Below are 22,501 nucleotides of genomic sequence, written 5' to 3'. Positions count from 1 at the left end.
ATTGAACAATTAAGGGCATCAGATACTTCAGTGAATGGCAGCTAAAAATTTCCTATAATATCACTAATTATCACATAATATGAATTTTGGGAAAAATAAAAACATATGTTAAGGTAGTTAAAGATAAAAAATAAGAGAGAAAGAAAGGGGAAAAAGATTTTTGCGACATATAAGAAAACAATTTTTTATCATATTTGTAGTATTGCTTTTAGCAGCATGTGGATCAAAAGAATCAGCCAAAGAAGGCATGAAGCTTGTTGATGAAGGAAAATTTACATTTGCTGCTTCAGGTGAATTCAATCCATTTAGTGTTACGAATGATGACGGCGCAATGAGTGGCTTTGATATTGATGTGGCAGAAGCAGTAGCAAAGGAACTTGGTCTAGAACCAGTCCAGCATAAATTCAAATTTGGAGGAATTGTTGAAGGAGTAAAGTCTGGTCGATTTGATGCAGCGGTTGCAAGTCATACGATTACAGATGAACGTTTAGAAGCTGTTAATTTTTCAATCCCCTATTATTATTCAGGTCCCCAAATCTATGTGCGTCCCGATAGTACAATCCAAACACTCGAAAATTTAAAAGATTTAGAAGTAGCTGTTGCGAAAGGCACAACATATTCAGAAATGGCAGAGCCAGTTACAGCGAATATTAAATTTTATGATAGTGATGTTGTCGCATTAGAGGCATTAAGCAAAGGAAAGCATGATGCCGTTATTACAGATTTTGTTACTGGGAAAGAAGCGATTGGAGCAGGTATGCAAATTGAAGGAAAAGAGCTGCTCGGTCGAAGTGAACAGGCGATAGCCATTGCAAAAGGCAATGATGAGTTGCTTAAACAAGTAAATAAAGCGCTGGAAACACTACATGAGAATGGTACGCTAACAGAAATAAGCCAAAAATACATCGGTGAAGATATAACGATTGATCCTGAGAAGGAATAAACAAGGGGTGAATGTAGATAAGAGCATTCGCCCTTTTTTACTAAAAAATGGTAAGGGATGGTGCACGTGGATTTATTGACTAAATTTATAGATACGTACCCAATTTTTTTAAAAGGAATGCTGCTAACCTTTCAACTAACAATCGTATCTATTTTAATAGCCATAGTGATTGGTTTGTTTTTTGCCTTTTTAAAGATCTCAAATATAAAAATATTAGAAATGATTGCGAACTTTTATATTTTTATCGTTCGTGGGACACCTTTAGTCGTACAAATTTTTATTTTCTTTTTTGGCTTAACTGCCTTGAATATTTCAGATTTTTGGTCTGTCGTATTAGGGTTAGCATTTCATAATGGAGCATATATTGCTGAAATATTTAGGGGAGCGATTCAATCAATCGATCGAGGGCAAATGGAAGCTGGTCGCTCGCTCGGAATGACAAGGAACTTAGCGATGAGAAGAATTATTCTTCCGCAAGCTGTCAAAAGGGCACTTCCTCCACTAGGAAATCAATTCATTATTGCTTTAAAAGACTCCTCACTTGCTTCATTTATCGGTATGTATGAGCTCTTTAATGTAGCGACAACACAAGGATCCATTAAATATGATTACATGAGCTACTTGCTCATTGTTGCCGTATATTATTTAATTCTAGTTCTTGTATTTTCAACAATTGTAAGCTTTATCGAAAAAAGAATGGCAACGAGTGATTAAGAGGTGATAAATAATGAGTGACGTAATGATAGAAGTAGAGAAATTAAACAAATCATTTGGTAACTTACATGTGCTAAAAGATATTGATATGACTGTGAAACAAAGTGAAGTTGTTTGTCTAATAGGGGCGAGTGGTTCAGGAAAAAGTACTCTTTTACGCTGTTTGAATTTTTTGGAATTCAAAAATAGCGGAATCATCAAAATTGCAGGGGAGCAGATTGAAAAAGAAACACATAATCTCAATGAAGTGAGAGGGAGAGTTGGAATGGTGTTTCAGCATTTTAATTTATTTCCTCACAAAACCGTTTTAGAAAATGTGATGGAAGCACCATTATATGTGAAAAAACTTCCGAAGGAGCAAGTGAGAAAAGAGGCGAAAGAGCTTCTAAAAAAAGTAGGTTTATCAGATAAAGAAAATGTATATCCATCAAAGCTTTCGGGAGGACAAAAGCAGCGCGTTGCCATCGCAAGAGCACTTGCAATGAAGCCGGACATTATGCTGTTTGATGAGCCAACTTCGGCACTTGATCCTGAATTAGTAGGAGAAGTGCTAACTACGATGAAGGAATTAGCTGATGAAGGAATGACGATGATCGTGGTAACCCATGAAATGGGATTTGCAAGAGAGGTGGCCGATTGGGCGGTTTATCTTCATGAAGGGAGAATTGTTGAAGTTGGACATCCAAAACAGTTATTTTCCAATCCGAAGGAAGAACGCACAAAAAATTTTTTAGATTCGGTGTTATAAAAGTTCATGATTAAAGTGACTTGAATAAATAAAGACAAATCAACGGACAGGTTAATAAGATCATACAAGAAAGAGAGTGCTCCTAAATATTATACTTTTGGGACACTCTCTTCTTCTATTTCTTTTTAATAATAAGAAAATAGGCGCCAACAGCTATCAATAGAGCTGGCCAATACTTCCAAATAGACGAAACGCCATTTTCTAACAACCCTAACCATCCATTTATTCGGTCATAAAATAAGAGCAGAATCGCTAAGATTAAAAAAAGCATTCCTTGAATGAAGCCAGTACCCGTTTTTTGATGTTGAAGTATAAATCCGAGCGCAATGATTAAAATAAAAATACCGATATGATCAGGCCAAATTTCGAGGCGATTCACAACATGGAAATGAAGACCGAAACCCGTTAGAATGACTCCTGGGAGGATTGCATGATAATCCTTAGCAACGTAACCTTGCAATAAAAATGCAACACCAATAATGATGAATAAAGTTGGCCATATGAAATAAGGCTGGAGCCAAGTAATGTTTGCTTGTTGCAAAAAGAAATATGCACCAAAGCCGATAAGAATGATTCCTGGGAAAATACGTTGGTTTTTCATATATACACCGCTTCCAATAAGGTTTACTTGAATCTAATGTTATTTTTTGTTACTGTACTAAAGGGAGCATTTTGTATAATGCATGTGAAGTGAACATAAAAGATTAACAAGTTTCAATTTTATTAAAGCAGAATCTTGTGTTGTTTGCCACATTAATTCACCATCTGTTCACATTTCCGCATTTTATGAAATGTATAGAAGTGCTACAATTATATTAGTTTAGTGTGCAATTTAGTTGGGGGTGTCAATTTAAAATGCATATATTAGTTGTCGGTCTTAATTATAAAACAGCCCCTGTTGAAATTCGTGAGCAGGTGACATTTAATCCTTCTCAGTTGCCAGAAGCGATGAAAGCATTGAAAGAGAAAAAAAGCATTCTTGAGAATGTAATTTTGTCTACTTGTAATCGAACTGAAATTTTTGCGGTTGTCGATCAGATTCATACGGGCCGATATTATATTAAAGAATTTTTATCCGAGTGGTTTAATATAGAGAAAGAAGAGTTCTCCCCGTACTTATTTATTTATGAACAAGACGGAGCAACTGAGCATTTATTTAATGTTGCTTGTGGATTGAATTCGATGATACTTGGAGAAACTCAAATTTTAGGACAAGTCCGTTCAAGCTTCCTACAGGCACAGGAAGGAAATACAACAGGAACGATTTTTAATCAGCTGTTTAAACAAGCAATCACGCTTGCAAAGAGGGCTCATTCAGAAACAGATATTGGAGCTAACGCCGTTTCAGTTAGCTATGCAGCTGTTGAATTAGCGAAAAAAATCTTTGGTTCATTAGAAAACAAGCATGTTCTCATTCTTGGTGCCGGTAAAATGGGAGAGCTAGCCATTCAAAATCTTCATGCGAACGGTGCAAGTAAAGTAACGGTGATTAACCGGACTTTTGAAAAGGCTCAAGATTTAGCGAGCCGGTATGAAGGCAATGCCAAAACTTTAAAGGAACTACAATGTGCGCTTATTGATGCTGATATATTAATTAGTTCAACAGGTGCAAAGGAATATGTTGTAACGAAGGAAATGATGGTGTATGTGCAGAAAATGCGGAAAGGAAAACCATTATTTATGGTAGATATAGCTGTTCCTCGTGATTTAGATCCTGCCCTTGCTGAATTAGATAGCGTTTTCTTATATGATATTGATGATCTAGAAGGAATTGTTGAAGCTAATCTTCAAGAACGTAAGAAAGCAGCAAGCTTAATTCAGATTATGATTGAGAAGGATATCGTTGAGTTTAAACAATGGGTAAATATGCTTGGTGTAGTGCCAGTCATTTCTGCATTACGTGAAAAGGCACAAGCTATTCAAGCTGAAACGATGATTAGTATCGAAAGAAAAATGCCGAATTTGAGTGAAAGAGAAAAAAAGGTCTTAAACAAGCATACAAAAAGTATTATCAATCAATTATTGAAGGATCCTATATTACAGGCTAAAGAATTGGCTGGAAGTAAAGATGCTGACAAGTCTTTAGATTTATTTGTGAAAATCTTTAATATTGAAGAATATATTTCTGAGCGGCAGGAAGTGCCAGCAGCCGAGCGAGGGCACTCTAACGCGTATTCGCCACAGGCTTCCTTTCAATCATAGAAGGAGTACTGTTTTATGTTTGATATATACATGACAAGGCTACATGAAGTAACAGTCGTCTTGTATGCCTTTTGTATTTTATTATATTTTGTAGATTTTTTGACGTCTAACCGGAAGGCAAACCGCACTGCCTTCTGGTTACTTGCATTTGTATGGATTTTGCAAACAATATTTTTTTTATTATTTATGCTGAAAACTGGTAGATTCCCTGTCCTGACCATTTTTGAAGGACTATATTTTTATGCATGGGTTCTTGTTACCTTATCTTTGGTGATTAACCGTTTTCTTAAGATGGATTTTATTATCTTTTTTACAAATGTACTAGGGTTTAGTATTATCGCTATTCATACATTCGCCCCCATTCATTTCGAATCAGAAGTAATGGTACAGCAGCTTATTTCAGAATTAGTGCTTATTCACATTACAATAGGGATTCTATCCTATGGTGCCTTTTCATTATCATTCGTGTTTTCGCTTCTTTATTTAATACAGTATGACTTATTGAAAAGGAAGAAGTGGGGGAAAACGTTAATCCGACTCGCGGATTTGTCAAGCCTCGAAAAAATGTCATATGTTTTAAATATAATAGGTGTACCGATGCTAATGATAAGCTTAATTTTAGGGACTCAGAAAGCTATATTAACTGTCCCTGAAATGATTTGGTATGATTCAAAAGTAATTGGTTCATTTATTGTTCTTGCTATTTATAGCATTTATTTATATTTAAAAGTAGGCAAAGGAATGACTGGTAAAAACTTAGCACTTTGGAATATTGCCTCATTTTTATTTGTATTAATTAACTTCTTTTTATTTGGGAAACTATCCAATTTTCATTTTTGGTATTCATAGGAGGGCAATTTCATGAGAAAAATTATCGTTGGTTCACGTAGAAGTAAGCTTGCTTTAACACAAACGAATTGGGTGATTAATCAATTAAAGGCCATTGATCCTTCGATTGATTTTGAAGTAAAGGAAATCGTGACAAAAGGAGATCGAATTTTAGATGTAACTCTTTCTAAAGTAGGCGGGAAGGGCTTGTTCGTTAAGGAAATTGAGCAGGCGATGCTAGATAAAGAAATTGATATGGCTGTACATAGTATGAAGGATATGCCAGCTATTCTACCTGAAGGACTTGTAATCGGTTGTATCCCAGAGCGAGAGGATCATCGAGATGTCCTTATTTCTAAAGGACATATTAAATTCGATGAACTAAAACCAGGGGCTATTGTCGGAACATCTAGCTTACGAAGAGCTGCACAGCTTTTAGCACGTCGTCCTGATATTGAAATAAAATGGATTCGAGGAAATATTGATACGCGACTAGCAAAACTTGAAACGGAAGAATACGATGCGATCCTTCTAGCTGCTGCTGGTTTAAAAAGATTAGGCTGGGCAGAGGATGTCATTACAGAGCATTTAGATCCAGATATTTGTTTACCTGCAATCGGGCAAGGGGCACTATCTATTGAATGCCGTGGGGATGATGAGAAACTTCTTAGTTTGTTGAAAAAATTCTCAAGTGAACAAACCGATTTGGCTGTTAGAGCAGAGCGATCATTTCTTCATAAAATGGAAGGTGGCTGCCAAGTGCCAATCGCAGGCTATGCTCAACTAAATAATGATGGGGAAATTGTTTTAACAACTCTTGTAGGCTCTCCTGATGGAAAAATTATTTATACAGAGCAAACAAAAGGGAAAAATCCCGAAGAAGTTGGGATTGAAGCAGCCAATAGTTTAATAGAGCAAGGTGCAAAGGAATTAATTGATAAGGTTAAAGAGGAGCTGGACGCGGAATGACCGCCCCCTCTCTTCCTTTAAACGGAAAATCTATTCTAGTTCCAAGAGGAAAAGATCAGGCGCAACCCTTTTCCGATCTTATCAGAAGCTACGGAGGAAAAGCAGTTGAAATTCCTCTTATCGCTTTTAAGCCTGTTGAAGTGACAGATGAATTACGAACGATTATGAGTCGTTTATATACGTATGACTGGATTATTTTTACAAGCAATGTGACAGTGGAAACATTTGTTGCGATTTTTAATGGTCTAAAGAAAAAGGAACTTCCGAAAGTTGCTTCTATTGGTAAAAGAACAGAAAACTGCTTACTCAGCAAAGGAATTCAAGTCGATTTTACACCCCAAGAATATGTTGCGGAAGGTTTTGTTGAAGAGTTTTTGCCACTTATTGAACCCGGTTCTAAAGTGTTGATTCCAAAAGGAAACTTAGCACGTGATTATATTTGCTCCGCTTTAACGGCAAAAGGAGCTCTTGTCGATGAAGTCGTCATATACAGCACCTATTTTCCAATAGAAAGTAAACAGCTGTTAGTGGAAAATTTGATTGCCAAAAAACTTGATATTCTTACTTTCACAAGTCCATCAACAGTTGACCATTTAATGGATGTCGTCAAGGAATATAATCTTTACAATGAAGTAGCCGATTGTTTAATCGGCTGCATTGGACCGATCACAACAGAAAGAGCGAAACATTACAAACTTACAGTACATAGCTCCCCAGACGTATACACGGTTCATCATATGTTGCAAAGCATTATTGTTTATTTAGAGGACTTTGTAAAATAACAAAAATAGGAGGAAACCAACAATGAATATACAATTTACTCGTCATAGAAGGCTTCGCCAAAGTGCAAACATGAGAGCTTTAGTTCGGGAGAATCACTTGAGGATTGATGATCTCATCTATCCGATCTTTGTGGCAGAAGGAAATGATATTAAGAGAGAAATTACTTCAATGCCTGGGATATACAATTTATCTTTAGACCATCTTGAAGAAGAAATGAATGAAGTTATTTCTTTAGGAATTAAATCTGTCTTATTATTTGGAATTCCTTTAGAAAAGGATGAATGTGGTCAGCAAGCGTATCATGACCATGGAATCGTTCAAGAAGCAACCCGATTCATTAAATCGAAATATCCTGAAATCATTGTCATCGCAGATACCTGCCTTTGTGAATATACAAGCCATGGCCATTGTGGTGTAATAGAAGGTGATCAAGTATTAAATGATCCGTCCCTTGAATTACTCGTTCAGACAGCTGTTAGCCAGGCTAAAGCAGGAGCAGATATTATTGCCCCTTCTAATATGATGGACGGATTTGTTGCGGCAATTCGTACTGGATTAGATGAAGCTGGTTTTGAAAATACACCGATTATGTCCTATGCTGTAAAATATGCATCTGCGTTTTACGGACCATTCCGTGACGCAGCAGACAGCACACCACAATTCGGTGATCGGAAAGCTTATCAAATGGATCCAGCTAATCGGATGGAAGCAATTCGGGAAGCAGAATCTGATTTAATGGAAGGTGCAGACTTTTTAATTGTCAAACCTGGTATGCCATATCTTGATATTGTTCGTGATGTAAAAAATAATATTAATCTTCCACTCGTTATTTATAATGTTAGCGGTGAATATTCAATGGTAAAGGCTGCGGCACAAAACGGTTGGATTGATGAAGAGAGAATTGTCATGGAAATGCTTACGGGAATGAAGCGAGCAGGCTGTGATTTAATTATTACTTACCATGCCAAAGATGCGGCTAAATGGTTAAAGAACAATAATTAGAGAAGAGGGATGAAATGCGTTCGTACGAAAAATCAATTGCTGCTTTTCAAGAAGCAAAAACATTAATGCCTGGAGGAGTAAACTCTCCTGTCCGTGCCTTTAAATCAGTTAAGATGGACCCGATTTTCATGGAGAGAGGAAAAGGATCCAAAATATATGATATTGATGGCAATGAGTATATTGACTATGTACTATCATGGGGGCCATTAATTTTAGGTCATACGAATGATCGTGTAGTTGAAGCACTTAAGAAAGTTGCAGAATATGGGACAAGCTTCGGTGCCCCAACAGTAACAGAAAATGAATTAGCTAAGTTGGTCATTGAAAGAGTACCATCAATAGAGGTAATCCGTATGGTCTCTTCTGGTACTGAAGCAACGATGAGTGCCTTACGTCTTGCACGTGGATATACGAAACGCAATAAAATTTTGAAATTTGAAGGCTGTTATCATGGGCATGGTGATTCCTTGCTTATAAAAGCAGGTTCAGGTGTTGCGACTTTAGGTTTACCTGATAGTCCAGGAGTGCCTGAAGGAGTAGCCAAAAATACCATTACAGTTCCTTACAATGATCTTGATAGCGTGAAATATGCATTTGAACAATTTGGCGAAGATATTGCCTGTATCATTGTAGAGCCAGTGGCTGGAAATATGGGTGTTGTTCCTCCGCTTCCAGGGTTTTTAGAAGGTTTAAGAGAGGTCACAACTCAATATGGAGCATTATTAGTTTTTGATGAGGTAATGACTGGCTTCCGCGTTGCCTACAATTGTGCTCAAAGCTATTTCAATGTAACTCCAGATATAACATGCTTAGGAAAAGTTATTGGCGGCGGGCTTCCAGTAGGAGCTTACGGTGGCAGAGCAGATATTATGGAGCAGATCGCCCCGAGCGGTCCAATTTATCAAGCGGGAACTTTATCCGGCAATCCATTAGCGATGACAGCAGGTTACGAAACATTAAGTCAGTTAACACCAGAGAGCTACAAGAAATTTGAGCGCCAAGGTGATAGATTAGAGGCTGGAATAAAAGCGGCAGCAAAAAAATATGATATCCCGAATACATTTAATCGGGCTGGTTCAATGATTGGTTTCTTCTTTACAAATGAACATGTAATTAATTATGATGTTGCCAAAGCTTCAAACTTAGATTATTTCGCAGCATATTATCGTGAAATGGCTAACCAAGGAGTATTCTTACCACCATCCCAATTCGAAGGTTTATTTTTATCAACTGCACATAGTGATGAAGATATCGAAAAAACTATTCAAGCAGTGGAAATTGCATTTTCAAAACTTAAAGGATAATAATTTGAGAGGGTGTCCCAAAAGTATTACATTTAGGGGACTCTCTTTTTTGTATGAACAAATTAATTTGTCCGTTGATTTCCGTTCCAGACGCTTCGCTTTCCTTGGAGCAAGCGGTAAGCCTCCTCGTCGAAGAGCGCTCCTGCGGGGTCTCACCTGTCCGCTTTTCCCGCAGGATGTTGAGTAATCATCTCCGAATTAACTCTGCACGAGAAAATGCGTGCATTTTCGAGGAGTCTTCGCGTCTTCCACTCCAATCAACTCTGCGCAAAAATTAGTATGGATTTGGCAAAAAATCGTTTTAAACGCCCTTTATGGTCAGTCTCTTTTTCAATTCATAAATATATTTCATTACACTAGGTTTTTTATCATAAAAAAACCTTCTAAATCATAGATTTTAATTGACATAGTGATTTACGGGAAAGTAATGAAAGGAGGAGTCGCTTTGTCCCAAGAGAATTCATCGTGTTTACGATTTTCTTTAGAGGAATCTGTCTGGTTTCAAAGAGGACAGGAAGTATTGGAATTAATTTCGATTTCCCTTGATCCTGATATCCTCATTCAGGAGAATGAGCAGTATGTAACCATTCAAGGGGCATTAGAACTATCAGGTGAATATAAGCGGAATGAGATAGAAAAAGAAGATGAAGAGGATACATTCTCTGCTCCTAAGTTTATACAAGTTGTTGAAGAACGAGAAGAAGGAATTTGTGAATTCCACCATTTTTTCCCTGTAGATATTTCAATTCCTACGAATCGAATTGACCAAATTGAAAATATCGATGTAAAAGTTGAATCATTTGATTATATTTTTCCTGAAAGAAGCTGCATGAAGCTGACAGCTAATTTAATGATTACTGGTTTATATGGGGAGCAGCAGCGTCCACAAACCTATGAATATGAATATGAAGAGGAAGAGGTAGAGGTAGAAGAGGAAGTAGAAGAAATAGAAGTAGAGGAAGAAAGAGTAGTTGAAGAAGATTATCATGAGGTTAGAGTTGAATTGAAAGCGACTGAAGAGGAAAATGAGGAAAAAGAGGAAATTTATCTTCCATTTCAAGCGGAAGCAAAAAAGGAGCCTCCTAAACCTAATGAAAGAGTAGAACCAAATCAAGCGGAAGCAAAAAAAGAGTCTCTTAAACCTGATGAAAGGGTAGAACCAAAGGAAGTAAAGCAGGCTAAAGAGGAAAATCAAGCTGAAGCTGTAGAGATTCCGGTATTAGTAATGCGGGAAGAAGCCTCTTCACCAATTGATATTTTCAAAATGCCAAAGACAGAATCCAGTTCCATGCAAGAAGCTGAGAGTTCAGATATGAAACATAAAGAAGAAAGCTCTAGCAGCAGTGTAAAGGTTGAAGAAGTTTTTGAGTCAGAAGAGGAAATCATTAAGCAGGTAGAAAAAAAGAAAACGAAATCAAAAAAGAAAAGCATGTCTTTAACCGAGTTTTTTGCTAGAAAGGAAGAAGCTGAAGTTGCAAAATTAAAAGTGTGCATCGTCCAAAGCGGAGATACAGTTGATATGATTGCGGAAAGATATGATATACCTGTTCTACAGTTACTAAAAGTGAATCATTTGGAGATAAATCATGATATCCAGGAAGGGCAAGTTCTCTATATTCCCGCTGCTGTAGCTCGTTAACTCGATGACAAAAACAGGCTAAGCAGGTTGAAAAAACCTGCTTGACTGTTTTCTTTTGTTTTACAATCATTTTCGTTTTTCTATAAAGGTGAGTGATTCTTATGTATGAAAAGAATCGATTAATGAAAGTTATGCCGATCGTAAAGCATTATGCCCTTGAGCCTCATTTTGTGGAGGAAATAGGCAATGTTCAACGAATCTATACGAATAAAGGTATATTTGCTTTAAAAAAAATTAACCCAAAACAAGGCGCCGACTTTATTCGTCATGTCCAAACCTTATTTCAAAATGGATATAATCGGATTGTGCCAATTTTCCCAACTGTTGATGGTAGGTATGCAGTTCTCCATAATAATGAACTTTATTATTTAATGCCTTGGTTAGCAAATGAAGAGAAGGAAAATCGTTTTGCTCGTCATCAGCAGTTATTTCGAGAATTAGCAAGGCTGCATACATTATCTGTTCGTGAAGTGAAAATAGAGAAGGATGAGAGAAAGGAACATTATGAAAATACTATACAGGAGTGGGAAAAAGAAACAGAATTTCTCGAAGGTTTTATTGAGGCGTGTGAACAGAGGGTATACATGTCCCCATTCGAATTATCATTTGCCCTTTATTATAATGAAGTCAATCAAGCATTGAGATATTCAAGTAATAAATTAAAGGAATGGTATGAAAAAACGAAGGATAATGATAAAGCTCGTACTGTAATTGTTCATGGAAAAGTCTCGACCGAACACTTCCTGTATGATGATAGGGGCTACGGATATTTTATTAACTTTGAAAATGCTAAACAAGGATCACCTCTTCATGATTTATTGCCTTTTTTATCACGGACATTAAAAACACATCCTAAACGCTCAGAGGAATGTATTGAATGGATTTATACGTATTTGAATCATTTTCCTTTTAAAGAAGATGAGTTTTTGCTTTTTTTAAGTTATTTTGCCCATCCTGGTTCTATCATTCGCTCAGCGGAAAAATATTACAAAAGTCCAAAACGTTTAAGTGAACGAAAAGCTACTTACCATCTTCATAGACAATACTGGCTGTTCAAAAATACAGAGTATGTTGTCATGAGAATAGAGGAAATTGAGCAGCAAAAAAAGCAAGCAAAAGAAGCAGAAGCACAAACACAAACACAAAAAGGAGCCCAAAGTCAATCTTAAATTTTGGGCTCCTTTAAAGCAGTTGTAAATGCAAAGCTACAGCAATTAAGATTAAAGCGGCAAGAAATAGAACATCAAACGTCGTAGGAAAAATAATGACTCGTATCCCTTGAAAACAGCAAAATGGAATGATAAATTGTGAGCATGCTCCTCTTATTGTCCGTAACCAAGGTGGAAGTGTATTGGGATTATATCTTCTTCTCATTCATTACGCTCCTTTCCGAATTTCCTTTCATTCACTATACTATGTGTAAACATCCTTTTATGTGCCTATTAATTTACAGTATGTTTCAAATTACGCTAAAATGCATATAATACAATTAAATCGGTCATAATGATTGACGTAAAACCTTACTATTAGTAATATAATCATATATATTATCAGCGAGGATAGGGAAGAGTACGATGGCAATTTGCTTTAAGAGAGGAAAACCAGTAGCTGAAAGGTTTTCTAAGCAAAACCGTTGGAAGGTCGCCCTTGAGCTTCTTTTGTGAAAGGCAACAAGCCGAAGTAGCAAAAGACGGGAAATCCGTTATCTGTTTAAGAGTTAATCAAAACTAGAACGCAAGGATAAGCAAGATCCTGTCTGGCTTCGGTGTTTTGGGACTCGAGGTTATAAGATAATTCAACTTGTCTTATGTTTTCGATCCTAATTAAGCCCCCTTCGCATTTTTTTGGCTTTTGATTAAAAAAAAGGTGGTACCGCGAAGCATACTCCATTCGTCCTTTTATGGCGAATGGAGTTTTTTGTTTTTAATGGGAATTTATCGAGCTCGCTCGATAAAAACTGGGTGCAATTTCGCCAAGGCGAATTTGATTTAAGAAAGGATGAAATCGGATGGAAACAAAAGAAATTACGATGCCAACAAAATATAACCCTCAATCGATTGAAAAGGGGCGTTACAATTGGTGGCTAGAAGGTAAGTTTTTTGAGGCGAAGGATGATGAGAATAAAAAGCCGTATACGATCGTTATTCCACCTCCAAATGTAACTGGGAGGCTTCATCTTGGTCATGCATGGGATACAACTCTTCAAGATATTCTAACACGCATGAAAAGAATGCAGGGTTATGATGTTCTTTGGCTGCCTGGTATGGATCATGCCGGAATTGCTACACAAGCAAAGGTTGAAGAAAAACTTCGCAATGAAGGAAAATCTCGTTATGATTTAGGCAGAGATAAATTTGTTGAAGAAACATGGAAATGGAAAGAGGAATATGCAAGTCATATACGCGAACAATGGTCAAAGCTAGGGTTAGGCTTAGACTACAGCCGTGAGCGTTTTACACTAGATGAAGGCCTTTCTCAAGCAGTTCGTGAAGTATTCGTTTCTCTTTATAAAAAAGGACTCATTTATCGTGGCGAATACATTATTAACTGGGATCCGTCAACAAAAACAGCTCTTTCAGATATTGAGGTTATCCATAAAGATGTTCAAGGCGCCTTCTATCATATGAAATATCCGTTATCAGATGGTTCAGGTCATATTGAAATTGCGACAACCCGTCCAGAAACAATGCTTGGTGATACAGCAGTTGCCGTTCACCCAGAGGATGAGCGCTATCAGCACCTTATTGGGAAAACAGTTAAGCTTCCGATTGTTGGCCGTGAAATACCAATTGTTGCTGATGATTATGTTGATATGGAATTTGGTTCAGGAGCAGTAAAAATTACTCCTGCCCATGACCCGAATGACTTTGAAATTGGCAACCGCCACAATCTTGAACGTGTGCTTGTGATGAATGAAGACGGAACGATGAATGAAAAAGCTGGCAAATACAAAGATATGGATCGTTTTGAATGCCGTAAGCAAATTGTAAAAGACCTCAAAGAGCTAGGTGTATTATTCAAAATTGAAGAGCATTTACATTCAGTGGGTCATTCTGAGCGGAGCGGTGCTGTCGTTGAGCCATATCTATCCACACAATGGTTTGTAAAAATGCAGCCTTTAGCTAATGAAGCAATCACACTTCAACAGAAGGAGGAAAAGGTTCATTTCGTTCCAAATCGCTTCGAAGGAACATATCTACGCTGGATGGAGAATATTCGCGATTGGTGTATTTCCCGTCAGCTATGGTGGGGTCATCGTATTCCTGCTTGGTATCATAAAGAAACAGGAAAAGTATATGTTGAACATGAACCACCAGCAGATATTGAAAACTGGGAGCAGGACAAAGATGTTTTAGATACGTGGTTTAGTTCAGCATTATGGCCATTTTCAACGATGGGCTGGCCAAATGTAGAGGCAGCTGATTTTAAACGGTATTATCCAACAGATGCTCTAGTAACAGGTTATGATATCATTTTCTTCTGGGTATCGAGAATGATTTTCCAAGGACTTGAGTTTACTGATAATCGTCCATTTAAAAATGTATTAATTCATGGGTTAGTTCGTGATGAGCAAGGAAGAAAGATGAGTAAATCGCTCGGAAATGGTGTTGATCCAATGGATGTTATTGATCAATACGGTGCAGATTCACTACGCTATTTCCTTTCTACTGGCAGCTCTCCTGGTCAGGATTTACGTTTCAGCATGGAAAAGGTTGAGGCAACATGGAATTTTGCGAATAAAATTTGGAATGCTTCCCGTTTCGCATTAATGAATATGAATGGATTAACCTTTGCTGAAATTGATTTATCAGGTGAGAAATCGGTAGCAGATAAATGGATATTAACACGCCTAAATGAAACAATTGAAACCGTTACAAGATTATCAGATAAGTACGAGTTCGGTGAAGTTGGCCGTGTGCTTTATAACTTTATTTGGGATGATTTCTGTGATTGGTATATTGAAATGGCGAAGCTGCCACTTTATAGTGAAGATGAAGCAGCGAAGAAAACAACAAGATCGATACTAGCTTACGTTCTTGATCATACAATGCGTCTGTTGCATCCGTTCATGCCATTTATTACTGAGGAAATTTGGCAAAATCTCCCTCACAATGGCGAATCGATTACGATTGCAAAATGGCCAATTCCGGTCGCAGAATACACAGATCACGAAGCAGCTAATGAAATGAAGCTGTTAGTTGAAATCATTCGTTCTGTTCGCAATAGCCGTGCAGAAGTAAATACACCAATGAGCAAAAAAATCAAAATGATTTTAAAAGCTAAAGATGGTGCTATCCTAAAAACTTTAGAGAAAAACCGCGGATATCTCGAGCGCTTCTGTAATCCAGAAGAATTAACAATTGGAACTGAAGTGGATATCCCAGAAAAAGCTATGAGTGCAGTTGTAACAGGAGCAGAAATTATTCTTCCATTAGCGGGTTTAATTAATATTGATGAAGAAATTGCTCGACTTGAAAAAGAACTCGATAAATTAAACAAAGAAGTCGAACGTGTTCAGAAGAAACTGAGCAATGAAGGATTTGTTAAGAAAGCTCCAGAAAAAGTTATTGAGGAAGAAAAGGCAAAAGAACGAGATTACAGTGAGAAAAGAGCTGTAGTTGAAGCACGTATTAAAGAATTAAAAGGTGAATAACAACAAGTTTATATTCCTGAGTTAGATGACTATCTAGCGCTTGTGAATTCGAAAATGATAAGAAAGTGGGGAAATTTTGAAGGAAGATCACTGTCTAACTCCAGCGCTAGCGCCTAGCGAACTTCCTTTCCCCTCTCTACGATAAGTCAACATCGACTCGTTTCACTCGTCGTGTTTCCTTTATCTCGTCGGGGTCAGTCCAGTTCGTACGTCGCTGACCAAGGCGCTTGCGCTTTTCTTATTACAATAACAGTTGAAGGCGGATCCACCTCATGGGTTCGCCTTCTTTAAATCGTTTGTTTGAATGCAATAAGTAGAAATCATAGGAGGTATTGGCATGTTTACTACATATGAAGAGGCTATTTCCTGGATACATTCTCGATTAAGACTGGGCATAAAGCCTGGACTTAAAAGAATGGAATGGATGATGGACAAGCTTGACCATCCAGAAAGAAGAATTAAGTCAGTCCATATCGGAGGAACAAATGGGAAGGGCTCAACTGTTACTTATCTGAGGTCCATTCTCCAAGAAGCAGGTTATTTAGTTGGAACGTTTACATCCCCTTATTTTGAACAATTTAATGAAAGAATTTCCCTTAACGGTGTTCCAATTAAGGATGAAGAAATTGTTCAACTGGCGAATGATATTTTTCCATTGGCGCTTGAATTGGAAAATAGCGAGCTTGGTGGTCCAACTGAATTTGAAATCATTACAGCAATGGCCATGCAATATTTTGGACATGTTCATCCAGCCGACATTGTTCTTTTTGAAGTCGGCCTTGGTGGACGATTTGATTCGACCAACATTATCCATCCGATCTTATCGATTATTACAAATATTGGATTAGACCATACAGCAATCCTAGGTGATACATATGAAAAAATTGCTACTGAAAAAGCAGGCATTATTAAAGCAGGCACAGCAATCGTATCTGCTGTGAAGCAAACGGAAGCGATCGAAGTAATTACGAATAGAGCATTGGAGGTGAAAGCTCCCCTTTATTTATTAGGCAATCATTTCTCGATTAGCAACCATAGATCAACAGCAACAGGTGAAGTTTTCACACAAAAAACGCCATTTAGTGAACTAGTAAATCTTGAAATTTCGATGGCGGGTAAACATCAGACAGAAAATGCTTCATTAGCAGTAATGGGAGCTCAACTATTAAAATGGTATTTTTCATTTTTAATTGATGAAGAGCACATTCAGAAAGGTCTTACGAAAGCGTATTGGCCAGGGCGTTTTGAAATGCTTTCGAATGATCCTGTAGTGGTCATTGATGGAGCGCATAATGAGGAAGGGGTTACCGCTTTAGTAAGTGAGCTGGAAACAAGATTTCAACATAAGAAAATTAATATTATTTTTGCAGCTTTAGCAGATAAAAAACTTGACTCGATGATTATGAGTTTAGATCGCGTAGCAAGCAAAATTACATTTGTTGATTTTGATTATCCTAGGGCAGCAAATGCAGAGGATTTATTTAAGCTGAGCCAAAATGTAAACAAGCATGTTAATAAAGACTGGAAATGCACAATAAAGGAAGAAATTTCTTTATTAAAGGAAGAGGAGGTTTTAATCGTAACAGGTTCTCTTTACTTTTTATCTGCAGTTAAACCTTATTTATTGAAAACTTTGGAAAATGATGTGTGACAATTATTAGAAAATTTGGTAAGATAATCACGTGACTATAGTACTATTTTTTAGAAATTTATCGCATTTTTTAACGATAAGTTAATGTGAGGAGGGGTGGAATGATGGTAAGTTCGAAGAAAAAGATAGGAATCTGGATTATTTGGCTTGCTGTCGTTCCGGTAAGTTTATGGTTCACCTATGAAATGCATCCACCTCATATTAACGGACTTGAAATTGATATTTTTATCTTTTTTATGCTCATGTCACTTGTTGCTGCAGTACCTATGGTGATAAATGGGACTCCCATTTTTTTGATTCAATGGGTGTCTTGGGCTGTGTTTTTAATATTTGGGTTGTTTGCGGAAATGGTCATGGCCCAGTTAGCACTGCTTGTTCTATTTATAAGTGTGAAATTACCAAAAGAGCAGTTTTTCCGAATACCACTTAATTCGTTGATGTTTTTTTTCGTTTCCTTGTGCAGTGGCCTCATTTATTATCAGTTAGGTGGAGAAACAGGGGTTAACTTAAGTCCTAGTCAGCTATCCTTTTGGATCATTGCAATCTATCCTGTTTTATATTATTTTTTTAATCATTTAATCCTTATCATTTTTAATATTGTAATCTATGAAAATAAAAAGCAGCATTTTGGAAAAGATTTTGTTTGGGAGACAGTGACAACTTTAATAACGTTCCCCATTGGATTTGTTCTTTATATTTTGTACCGGGAAGTTGGGTTGTTAGCGATATTATTCGTCAGTATTCCATTTGCCAGCTTATCAATCATCTTAAATCTCTATTATACGAGCAGTAAAATAAATAAGAACTTACAAAAAGCTACCGAGATCGGTCATCAGCTTGCAGAGAGATTAAATGTGAATAATGTTATTGATCTATTTATTAATAAAATCACTGAGATGCTGACGGTCGATTTTGCTTTTATTCTTGATGTTGTCGATCATAAAGAATTGCAATTAATTCGGCGTGTAGAAAATGGAATTGTTGAATCGAATGAAATATGGCCGCTCAAAAAAAATGAAGGAATTAGTGGAACTGTTTGGGGAACAGAAAAGCCTGCCTTATACAACTCTCGTAAGGAGTGGCACCATATTGCGAAAGGCTATATGCCTGAACATGCTGAAAGTGTTTTAAGCATCCCGATGATTCGAAATAATGATGTAGTTGCAATCCTTACATTAGGTTCAACCCAAAAAGGAGCCTATGAGAAATCTCAGCTCATGATCGTTGAAATTCTTTGCTCCTATTTTGCCATCGCAGTAGAGAATGCAAAACATTATGAAGAAGCTAAGGCAAAAAGTGAGCACTGCGCATTAACAAAGCTGTATAACCATCAGTATTTCGAAAATATATTAAGCAATGAATTTATGAAATTACAAAAGCAAGAAATATCGAGAATATCATTGATTATCCTTGATATCGATCATTTTAAACAAGTAAACGATACATATGGCCACCAAAGCGGCAATGAAATCCTCTGTGAACTTGCTTATGAATTAAAAAAGCTAATAGCTGGTTTAGGAATTGTTGCCCGTTATGGTGGAGAGGAATTTGTCATTCTCCTTTCAGATGTTGAAAAAGCGACTGCATTGAAAATGGCAGAACAAATTAGAGCTTTTATTGCAAACCACCCATTCACACTTAAACAGCATTTGGATAATGAAAGTGGCACTATTAATATAAACATCACTGCTTCAATCGGCGTTGCGACTGCCCCTCAAGATGCTGATGATCCGCTTTCTCTTATTCGTCATGCAGACCGAGCACTTTATGTCGGTGCGAAGAGAGCTGGACGAAATCGGGTAGGGGAGTATGTGAAATAGCAAAAAAGAAACAAAGAGGCTGTCCCAAAAGTCATTGGAATCTGACTTTTGAGGACAGCCTTTCTCATTTCCAAAATAAATAAAAAAATCGTCCTTTATTATAAAATGAAGTTACCACACAACGTTTTTAAGAAAGACGATTTTTTATGAGCGAACAAATGAATACTGAAGAAAATTATACCATCGAAGAACTTACTTCTACTACCAATTCAAGAAGAGACTCATTAGACAACTCCGGATCCTAGAGGAATTGATGTGAAATATTCTTCATGTAGAAAGTGAAGGACAATTCCCAGAGGAATAGCGTTAAAATGTCCATCATGGTGGTTATGAAGGACAATTCCCAAGGGGAATAGCGTTAAAATGTCCATCATGGTGGTTATGAAGGACAATTCCCAGGGGGAATAGCGTTAAAATGTCCATCATGATGGTTATGAAGGACAATTCCCAAGGGGAATAGTGTTAAAATGTCCATCATGGTGATGAAGGACAATTCCCAAGGGGAATAACATTAAAATGTCCATCATAGTGATGATGAAGGACAAAATTCTAGAAACGGCGCAGAAAAATGTCCTTCATCTCAGTAATGAAGAACTTTTTTTATATAACAATGTAGCAATAAGTTTAAGAATAATAAGTGTTAAGAAAACTTACTACAACCAAATCTTTTTTACAACCAGTCATTTTAAGATAGTATTTTTCGAGAAACATTTATTTTAAAGGAAATAAGTCTGCACTAGGAATAAAGTTATTTACATTACTGAACTCCACTTTACTGCCACCGTTTACAACCTCAAAGCCATTTTTGGAAATTATTATACCTTTAAAGGAGTTACCCTCGAACTTTACTAGTCCATTTGGTGCAATTAATACTCCGCTTATTGATTTCCATTGGTTGTGAAGAATAATGTCACCCTTACTAACAATAATAATATTCTGTAAATCTTTTGATATATCTGATTTTTGATAGTTAGTTTCCGAAAAAACTTTTACGTTATTTGCTAGTTCAGCATTTCTATCTATAATATACCCATTTTTTTCGTACCAATCATTATCCCTAAAGGAAGGTATTTCTCGAGCGTGAGTAGTAGATTCTTTGATAGTAGAAATCATTTCATTCGTAAATGTTTTTAATGTGCCTAATAAATTTTTAGATGTAATATAATTTATTTCCCCGCTAATATATATTTCATCTGCTTCAATTTGGGCACTCCAATTTCGAAATGTTACATCGCCATTGATATACACTTTTTTCCCTTTTATTTTCCCACTATTACTAAAATTCACTTTTCCATCTATGATTATAGTGTCACCATTAATCTCAGCTCCACCATTATTTAAGTCAACTTCACCACGCAAGAACACCGTATTCGTTTTGTCAATAACTCCTAATTTTGTACTCGAACTAAACTTAATGGTTCCTCCTTTTTTATCAATATATATATCTTTTACATTTATCGTATTGTTCCCAGGGAATTGTATGGATGAATTTCCGCTATTATTTACGACTAAAGTGGATTGCATATTTCCTGGTCCATTAATTAATGTTGAACCAAAAGCAGATAAATTTGAACTAAATACAAAAATATTGTTGTTTTTTAAGTAGTTATAAAAGTCCGAATCTTGATCTTTTGGATTTTCAATGACAATTTCAACTGGGGCGTTCCCTTTCTTCGACTCTATTATTGTATCAATGTCAAATGTATTATTTTTTAAATCTGCTAATGTAAATTTAACCTCCAAATCTTTTGTTGGATCAATGGATATACAATCTCCTTTACTTACAATTGAGCGATTTAAATTTAACTTTTCAAAAATAACCTTGTCGAATGGAACTAATTGGTCGTAACATATATCATAGGTCTCTCCTCGATGTTGTTGTCTTAATTGGGTAATAATGATGTTAGCCTCTTGTCTAAGATTTATATGTGATTGTGTTTTTTTATTAAAGTTGTCAGAAGAAGTTAATGCGCTATAGATTACACCTAGAACAAGCATTGAAATAGCTAGTGTTGCCAATAACTCTATTAGAGTAAATCCAGATTCCTTAAATAGTTTCTTTTCTTCCATGTTATTCACCGCACTTTACAATTATTTTTCTTGAATTACTTTTATAAAGGGAGGAACGATTAATGAATAAATATAAGAATTATTTAAGCAGTAACGGTTTTACGTTAATTGAATTGCTTGCTTCTATAACTCTACTTAGCATTGTCATCATCATTTTTTTTAATATCTTTTCAAATTCATTATCACTATCTCAAAAAACAGAAGAAAAACTAACTTCAACAAATGTCGCTGAGAAAGTACTTAATACGTTGCGTAGAACAAATGAAGAGAATAGTATTCCTCTAGGTGAACATCGTTATGAAGACAATGTAAATGGAAAAACTTATTATTCTAATGTAAATATCACTCAACAAGGTAAAGAAACTGAACTAGGTATAAAGAGAGTCCATGTGCAAGTTTTTTCAAGTAACAATTCAAATTCTAAGCCAGACTCTGAAATTTATGGATATATTGAAACAGGAGGTAAGTAGTGATGAAAAAGATCAATGAACAAAAAGGCTACGCTTTAATTCTTGTATTACTTACCATTACAATTATAGGGATATTCACACCAATGATCTTTAGTAAATTAATAAACAATACACAACAGTTTAAGAAAACAGAAGAACAGTTGCAGTTAAGAAAGTTATCAGATATGGGTATAATCTATGTTGAAAGTGCCATTGATAAAGCAAGTGAAAATGCATATCAAGAAGTATTAGATTGGTTAAATAAAATAAAAGAGAAAATGGAATTGGATCCAAAAATTAAAGCTCCTACACAATCCGAAATAGTAGAAAAGTATTATCAGATATTTTCTAATGAAAAACTCGAAGAATATATTCCAAGTCGGATGGTAACTACTAAAATGAGTGATGAGAAGTTTCAATTTAAAAAACAAATAGATTCAATAGCGTTAGAAAATAATAAATTAACAGTTTATTATACAATTTTCCCATCAGTGAATTATGACAATTTTTCAGAAAAAAACTCAGTAAGAGGAGATAAGACAATTATTATAGATATTTCAGAGTAACATATAATGATACTAAACCATGAACTCACCTATCATTATATATTATTTAGCTGTAATTATAGAGTCTTTATAGGACTTTATTCACAGTATTTGAAAATTTGTAACAAATTACCTACAATAATCATAGTAAGAAGAGTTTATAATCTAATAGGGGTGATA

At 36.1% G+C, this 22,501-nt stretch carries 19 protein-coding genes and 1 other annotated feature; of the genes, 16 read left to right on the top strand and 3 right to left on the bottom strand.

The genetic code is table 11. The annotated features are described in order from the left end of the window. The first annotated feature begins 169 nt into the window (after positions 1-169). Genes KDN24_RS18570 through KDN24_RS18560 form a run of 3 tightly spaced genes read left to right on the top strand, consistent with a single transcriptional unit; the run spans position 170 to position 2,405 of the window. Positions 170-943 (top strand): transporter substrate-binding domain-containing protein, encoded by a 774-nt coding sequence (locus KDN24_RS18570; protein ID WP_409972004.1) that lies wholly within the window; start codon positions 170-172, stop codon positions 941-943. 57 nt (positions 944-1,000) lie between these two features. Next, positions 1,001-1,657, top strand: coding sequence for an amino acid ABC transporter permease (locus KDN24_RS18565; RefSeq protein ID WP_409971978.1), 657 nt, complete (start codon positions 1,001-1,003; stop codon positions 1,655-1,657). Between the two features lie 13 nt (positions 1,658-1,670). After that, entirely contained in the window at positions 1,671-2,405 is a 735-nt protein-coding gene (locus KDN24_RS18560; protein WP_525931251.1) for an amino acid ABC transporter ATP-binding protein, read from the top strand. A gap of 115 nt (positions 2,406-2,520) precedes the next feature. Here the strand turns inward: KDN24_RS18560 and KDN24_RS18555 are convergent, their stop codons facing one another. After that, positions 2,521-3,006 (bottom strand): LiaI-LiaF-like domain-containing protein, encoded by a 486-nt coding sequence (locus tag KDN24_RS18555; protein WP_409971977.1) that lies wholly within the window; start codon positions 3,004-3,006, stop codon positions 2,521-2,523. Positions 3,007-3,260: 254 nt separating this feature from the next. Between KDN24_RS18555 and hemA the strand changes: the two genes are divergently transcribed. The 8 genes from hemA (at position 3,261) to ysxE (ending at position 12,301) form a co-directional block, all read left to right on the top strand. Continuing rightward, positions 3,261-4,607, top strand: coding sequence for a glutamyl-tRNA reductase (gene hemA, locus KDN24_RS18550; protein WP_409971976.1), 1,347 nt, complete (start codon positions 3,261-3,263; stop codon positions 4,605-4,607). A gap of 15 nt (positions 4,608-4,622) precedes the next feature. Continuing rightward, positions 4,623-5,456: a cytochrome C assembly family protein gene (locus KDN24_RS18545; protein ID WP_491348105.1), complete on the top strand. Its 834-nt coding sequence runs from the start codon at positions 4,623-4,625 to the stop codon at positions 5,454-5,456. 12 nt (positions 5,457-5,468) lie between these two features. Beyond that, positions 5,469-6,404, top strand: coding sequence for a hydroxymethylbilane synthase (gene hemC / locus KDN24_RS18540; protein WP_409971974.1), 936 nt, complete (start codon positions 5,469-5,471; stop codon positions 6,402-6,404). Further along, complete coding sequence (locus tag KDN24_RS18535; RefSeq protein ID WP_409971973.1) at positions 6,401-7,186, top strand: uroporphyrinogen-III synthase; 786 nt, start codon at positions 6,401-6,403, stop codon at positions 7,184-7,186. Before hemC ends, KDN24_RS18535 begins: the two co-directional genes overlap by 4 nt. A 22-nt stretch (positions 7,187-7,208) precedes the next feature. Continuing rightward, entirely contained in the window at positions 7,209-8,189 is a 981-nt protein-coding gene (hemB, locus tag KDN24_RS18530) for a porphobilinogen synthase (RefSeq protein WP_409971972.1), read from the top strand. A gap of 14 nt (positions 8,190-8,203) precedes the next feature. After that, positions 8,204-9,493 (top strand): glutamate-1-semialdehyde 2,1-aminomutase, encoded by a 1,290-nt coding sequence (hemL, locus tag KDN24_RS18525; RefSeq protein WP_491348104.1) that lies wholly within the window; start codon positions 8,204-8,206, stop codon positions 9,491-9,493. Positions 9,494-9,938: 445 nt separating this feature from the next. Then, the gene (gene spoVID / locus KDN24_RS18520; RefSeq protein WP_491348103.1) at positions 9,939-11,132 is read left to right on the top strand and encodes a stage VI sporulation protein D; all 1,194 of its coding nucleotides are present in this window, start codon (positions 9,939-9,941) and stop codon (positions 11,130-11,132) included. A 101-nt stretch (positions 11,133-11,233) separates the two neighbouring features. Next, complete coding sequence (gene ysxE, locus KDN24_RS18515) at positions 11,234-12,301, top strand: spore coat protein YsxE (RefSeq protein WP_409971969.1); 1,068 nt, start codon at positions 11,234-11,236, stop codon at positions 12,299-12,301. 13 nt (positions 12,302-12,314) lie between these two features. Here ysxE and KDN24_RS18510 read toward each other — a convergent pair whose 3' ends face one another. Continuing rightward, the gene (locus tag KDN24_RS18510) at positions 12,315-12,506 is read right to left on the bottom strand and encodes a YszA family small membrane protein (RefSeq protein WP_409971968.1); all 192 of its coding nucleotides are present in this window, start codon (positions 12,504-12,506) and stop codon (positions 12,315-12,317) included. A 173-nt stretch (positions 12,507-12,679) separates the two neighbouring features. Beyond that, positions 12,680-13,033, top strand: a binding site (T-box leader). A gap of 107 nt (positions 13,034-13,140) precedes the next feature. Here KDN24_RS18510 and KDN24_RS18505 point away from each other — a divergent pair. The 3 genes from KDN24_RS18505 to KDN24_RS18495 all read left to right on the top strand — a co-directional run bounded on the left by KDN24_RS18505 (position 13,141) and on the right by KDN24_RS18495 (position 19,257). Then, entirely contained in the window at positions 13,141-15,786 is a 2,646-nt protein-coding gene (locus tag KDN24_RS18505) for a valine--tRNA ligase (protein WP_409971967.1), read from the top strand. A gap of 337 nt (positions 15,787-16,123) precedes the next feature. Continuing rightward, positions 16,124-17,437 (top strand): bifunctional folylpolyglutamate synthase/dihydrofolate synthase, encoded by a 1,314-nt coding sequence (locus tag KDN24_RS18500; RefSeq protein ID WP_409971966.1) that lies wholly within the window; start codon positions 16,124-16,126, stop codon positions 17,435-17,437. 101 nt (positions 17,438-17,538) lie between these two features. After that, positions 17,539-19,257 (top strand): sensor domain-containing diguanylate cyclase, encoded by a 1,719-nt coding sequence (locus KDN24_RS18495; RefSeq protein WP_409971965.1) that lies wholly within the window; start codon positions 17,539-17,541, stop codon positions 19,255-19,257. Positions 19,258-19,968: 711 nt separating this feature from the next. Here the strand turns inward: KDN24_RS18495 and KDN24_RS18490 are convergent. Beyond that, entirely contained in the window at positions 19,969-21,327 is a 1,359-nt protein-coding gene (locus KDN24_RS18490) for a PilW family protein (RefSeq protein ID WP_409971964.1), read from the bottom strand. Between the two features lie 62 nt (positions 21,328-21,389). On the opposite strand from KDN24_RS18490, the gene KDN24_RS18485 reads away from it, so the two are divergent. Together KDN24_RS18485 and KDN24_RS18480 are read left to right on the top strand one after the other, a co-directional pair. After that, positions 21,390-21,797, top strand: coding sequence for a type II secretion system protein (locus tag KDN24_RS18485; RefSeq protein ID WP_409971963.1), 408 nt, complete (start codon positions 21,390-21,392; stop codon positions 21,795-21,797). Positions 21,798-21,799: 2 nt separating this feature from the next. Next, positions 21,800-22,342, top strand: coding sequence for a type II secretion system protein (locus KDN24_RS18480; RefSeq protein ID WP_409971962.1), 543 nt, complete (start codon positions 21,800-21,802; stop codon positions 22,340-22,342). Positions 22,343-22,501 lie beyond the last annotated feature (159 nt).

This window comes from Cytobacillus sp. Bva_UNVM-123 (assembly GCF_046351715.2).
Taxonomy (GTDB): domain Bacteria; phylum Bacillota; class Bacilli; order Bacillales; family Cytobacillaceae; genus Cytobacillus.
Note: the sequence above shows the minus strand (reverse complement) of the source record. Positions and strands in the feature narration are given on the sequence as shown.

Coding starts and splice junctions, on each gene's coding strand:
- KDN24_RS18490 (WP_409971964.1), bottom strand. CDS start 21,327: ATGGAAGAAAAGAAACTATTTAAGGAATCTGGATTTACTCTAATAGAG.
- hemA (WP_409971976.1), top strand. CDS start 3,261: ATGCATATATTAGTTGTCGGTCTTAATTATAAAACAGCCCCTGTTGAA.
- KDN24_RS18560 (WP_525931251.1), top strand. CDS start 1,671: ATGAGTGACGTAATGATAGAAGTAGAGAAATTAAACAAATCATTTGGT.
- hemB (WP_409971972.1), top strand. CDS start 7,209: ATGAATATACAATTTACTCGTCATAGAAGGCTTCGCCAAAGTGCAAAC.
- hemC (WP_409971974.1), top strand. CDS start 5,469: ATGAGAAAAATTATCGTTGGTTCACGTAGAAGTAAGCTTGCTTTAACA.
- KDN24_RS18545 (WP_491348105.1), top strand. CDS start 4,623: ATGTTTGATATATACATGACAAGGCTACATGAAGTAACAGTCGTCTTG.
- KDN24_RS18555 (WP_409971977.1), bottom strand. CDS start 3,006: ATGAAAAACCAACGTATTTTCCCAGGAATCATTCTTATCGGCTTTGGT.
- KDN24_RS18495 (WP_409971965.1), top strand. CDS start 17,539: ATGATGGTAAGTTCGAAGAAAAAGATAGGAATCTGGATTATTTGGCTT.
- KDN24_RS18485 (WP_409971963.1), top strand. CDS start 21,390: ATGAATAAATATAAGAATTATTTAAGCAGTAACGGTTTTACGTTAATT.
- ysxE (WP_409971969.1), top strand. CDS start 11,234: ATGTATGAAAAGAATCGATTAATGAAAGTTATGCCGATCGTAAAGCAT.
- KDN24_RS18505 (WP_409971967.1), top strand. CDS start 13,141: ATGGAAACAAAAGAAATTACGATGCCAACAAAATATAACCCTCAATCG.
- KDN24_RS18565 (WP_409971978.1), top strand. CDS start 1,001: ATGGTGCACGTGGATTTATTGACTAAATTTATAGATACGTACCCAATT.
- KDN24_RS18510 (WP_409971968.1), bottom strand. CDS start 12,506: ATGAGAAGAAGATATAATCCCAATACACTTCCACCTTGGTTACGGACA.
- KDN24_RS18480 (WP_409971962.1), top strand. CDS start 21,800: ATGAAAAAGATCAATGAACAAAAAGGCTACGCTTTAATTCTTGTATTA.
- KDN24_RS18500 (WP_409971966.1), top strand. CDS start 16,124: ATGTTTACTACATATGAAGAGGCTATTTCCTGGATACATTCTCGATTA.
- KDN24_RS18535 (WP_409971973.1), top strand. CDS start 6,401: ATGACCGCCCCCTCTCTTCCTTTAAACGGAAAATCTATTCTAGTTCCA.
- hemL (WP_491348104.1), top strand. CDS start 8,204: ATGCGTTCGTACGAAAAATCAATTGCTGCTTTTCAAGAAGCAAAAACA.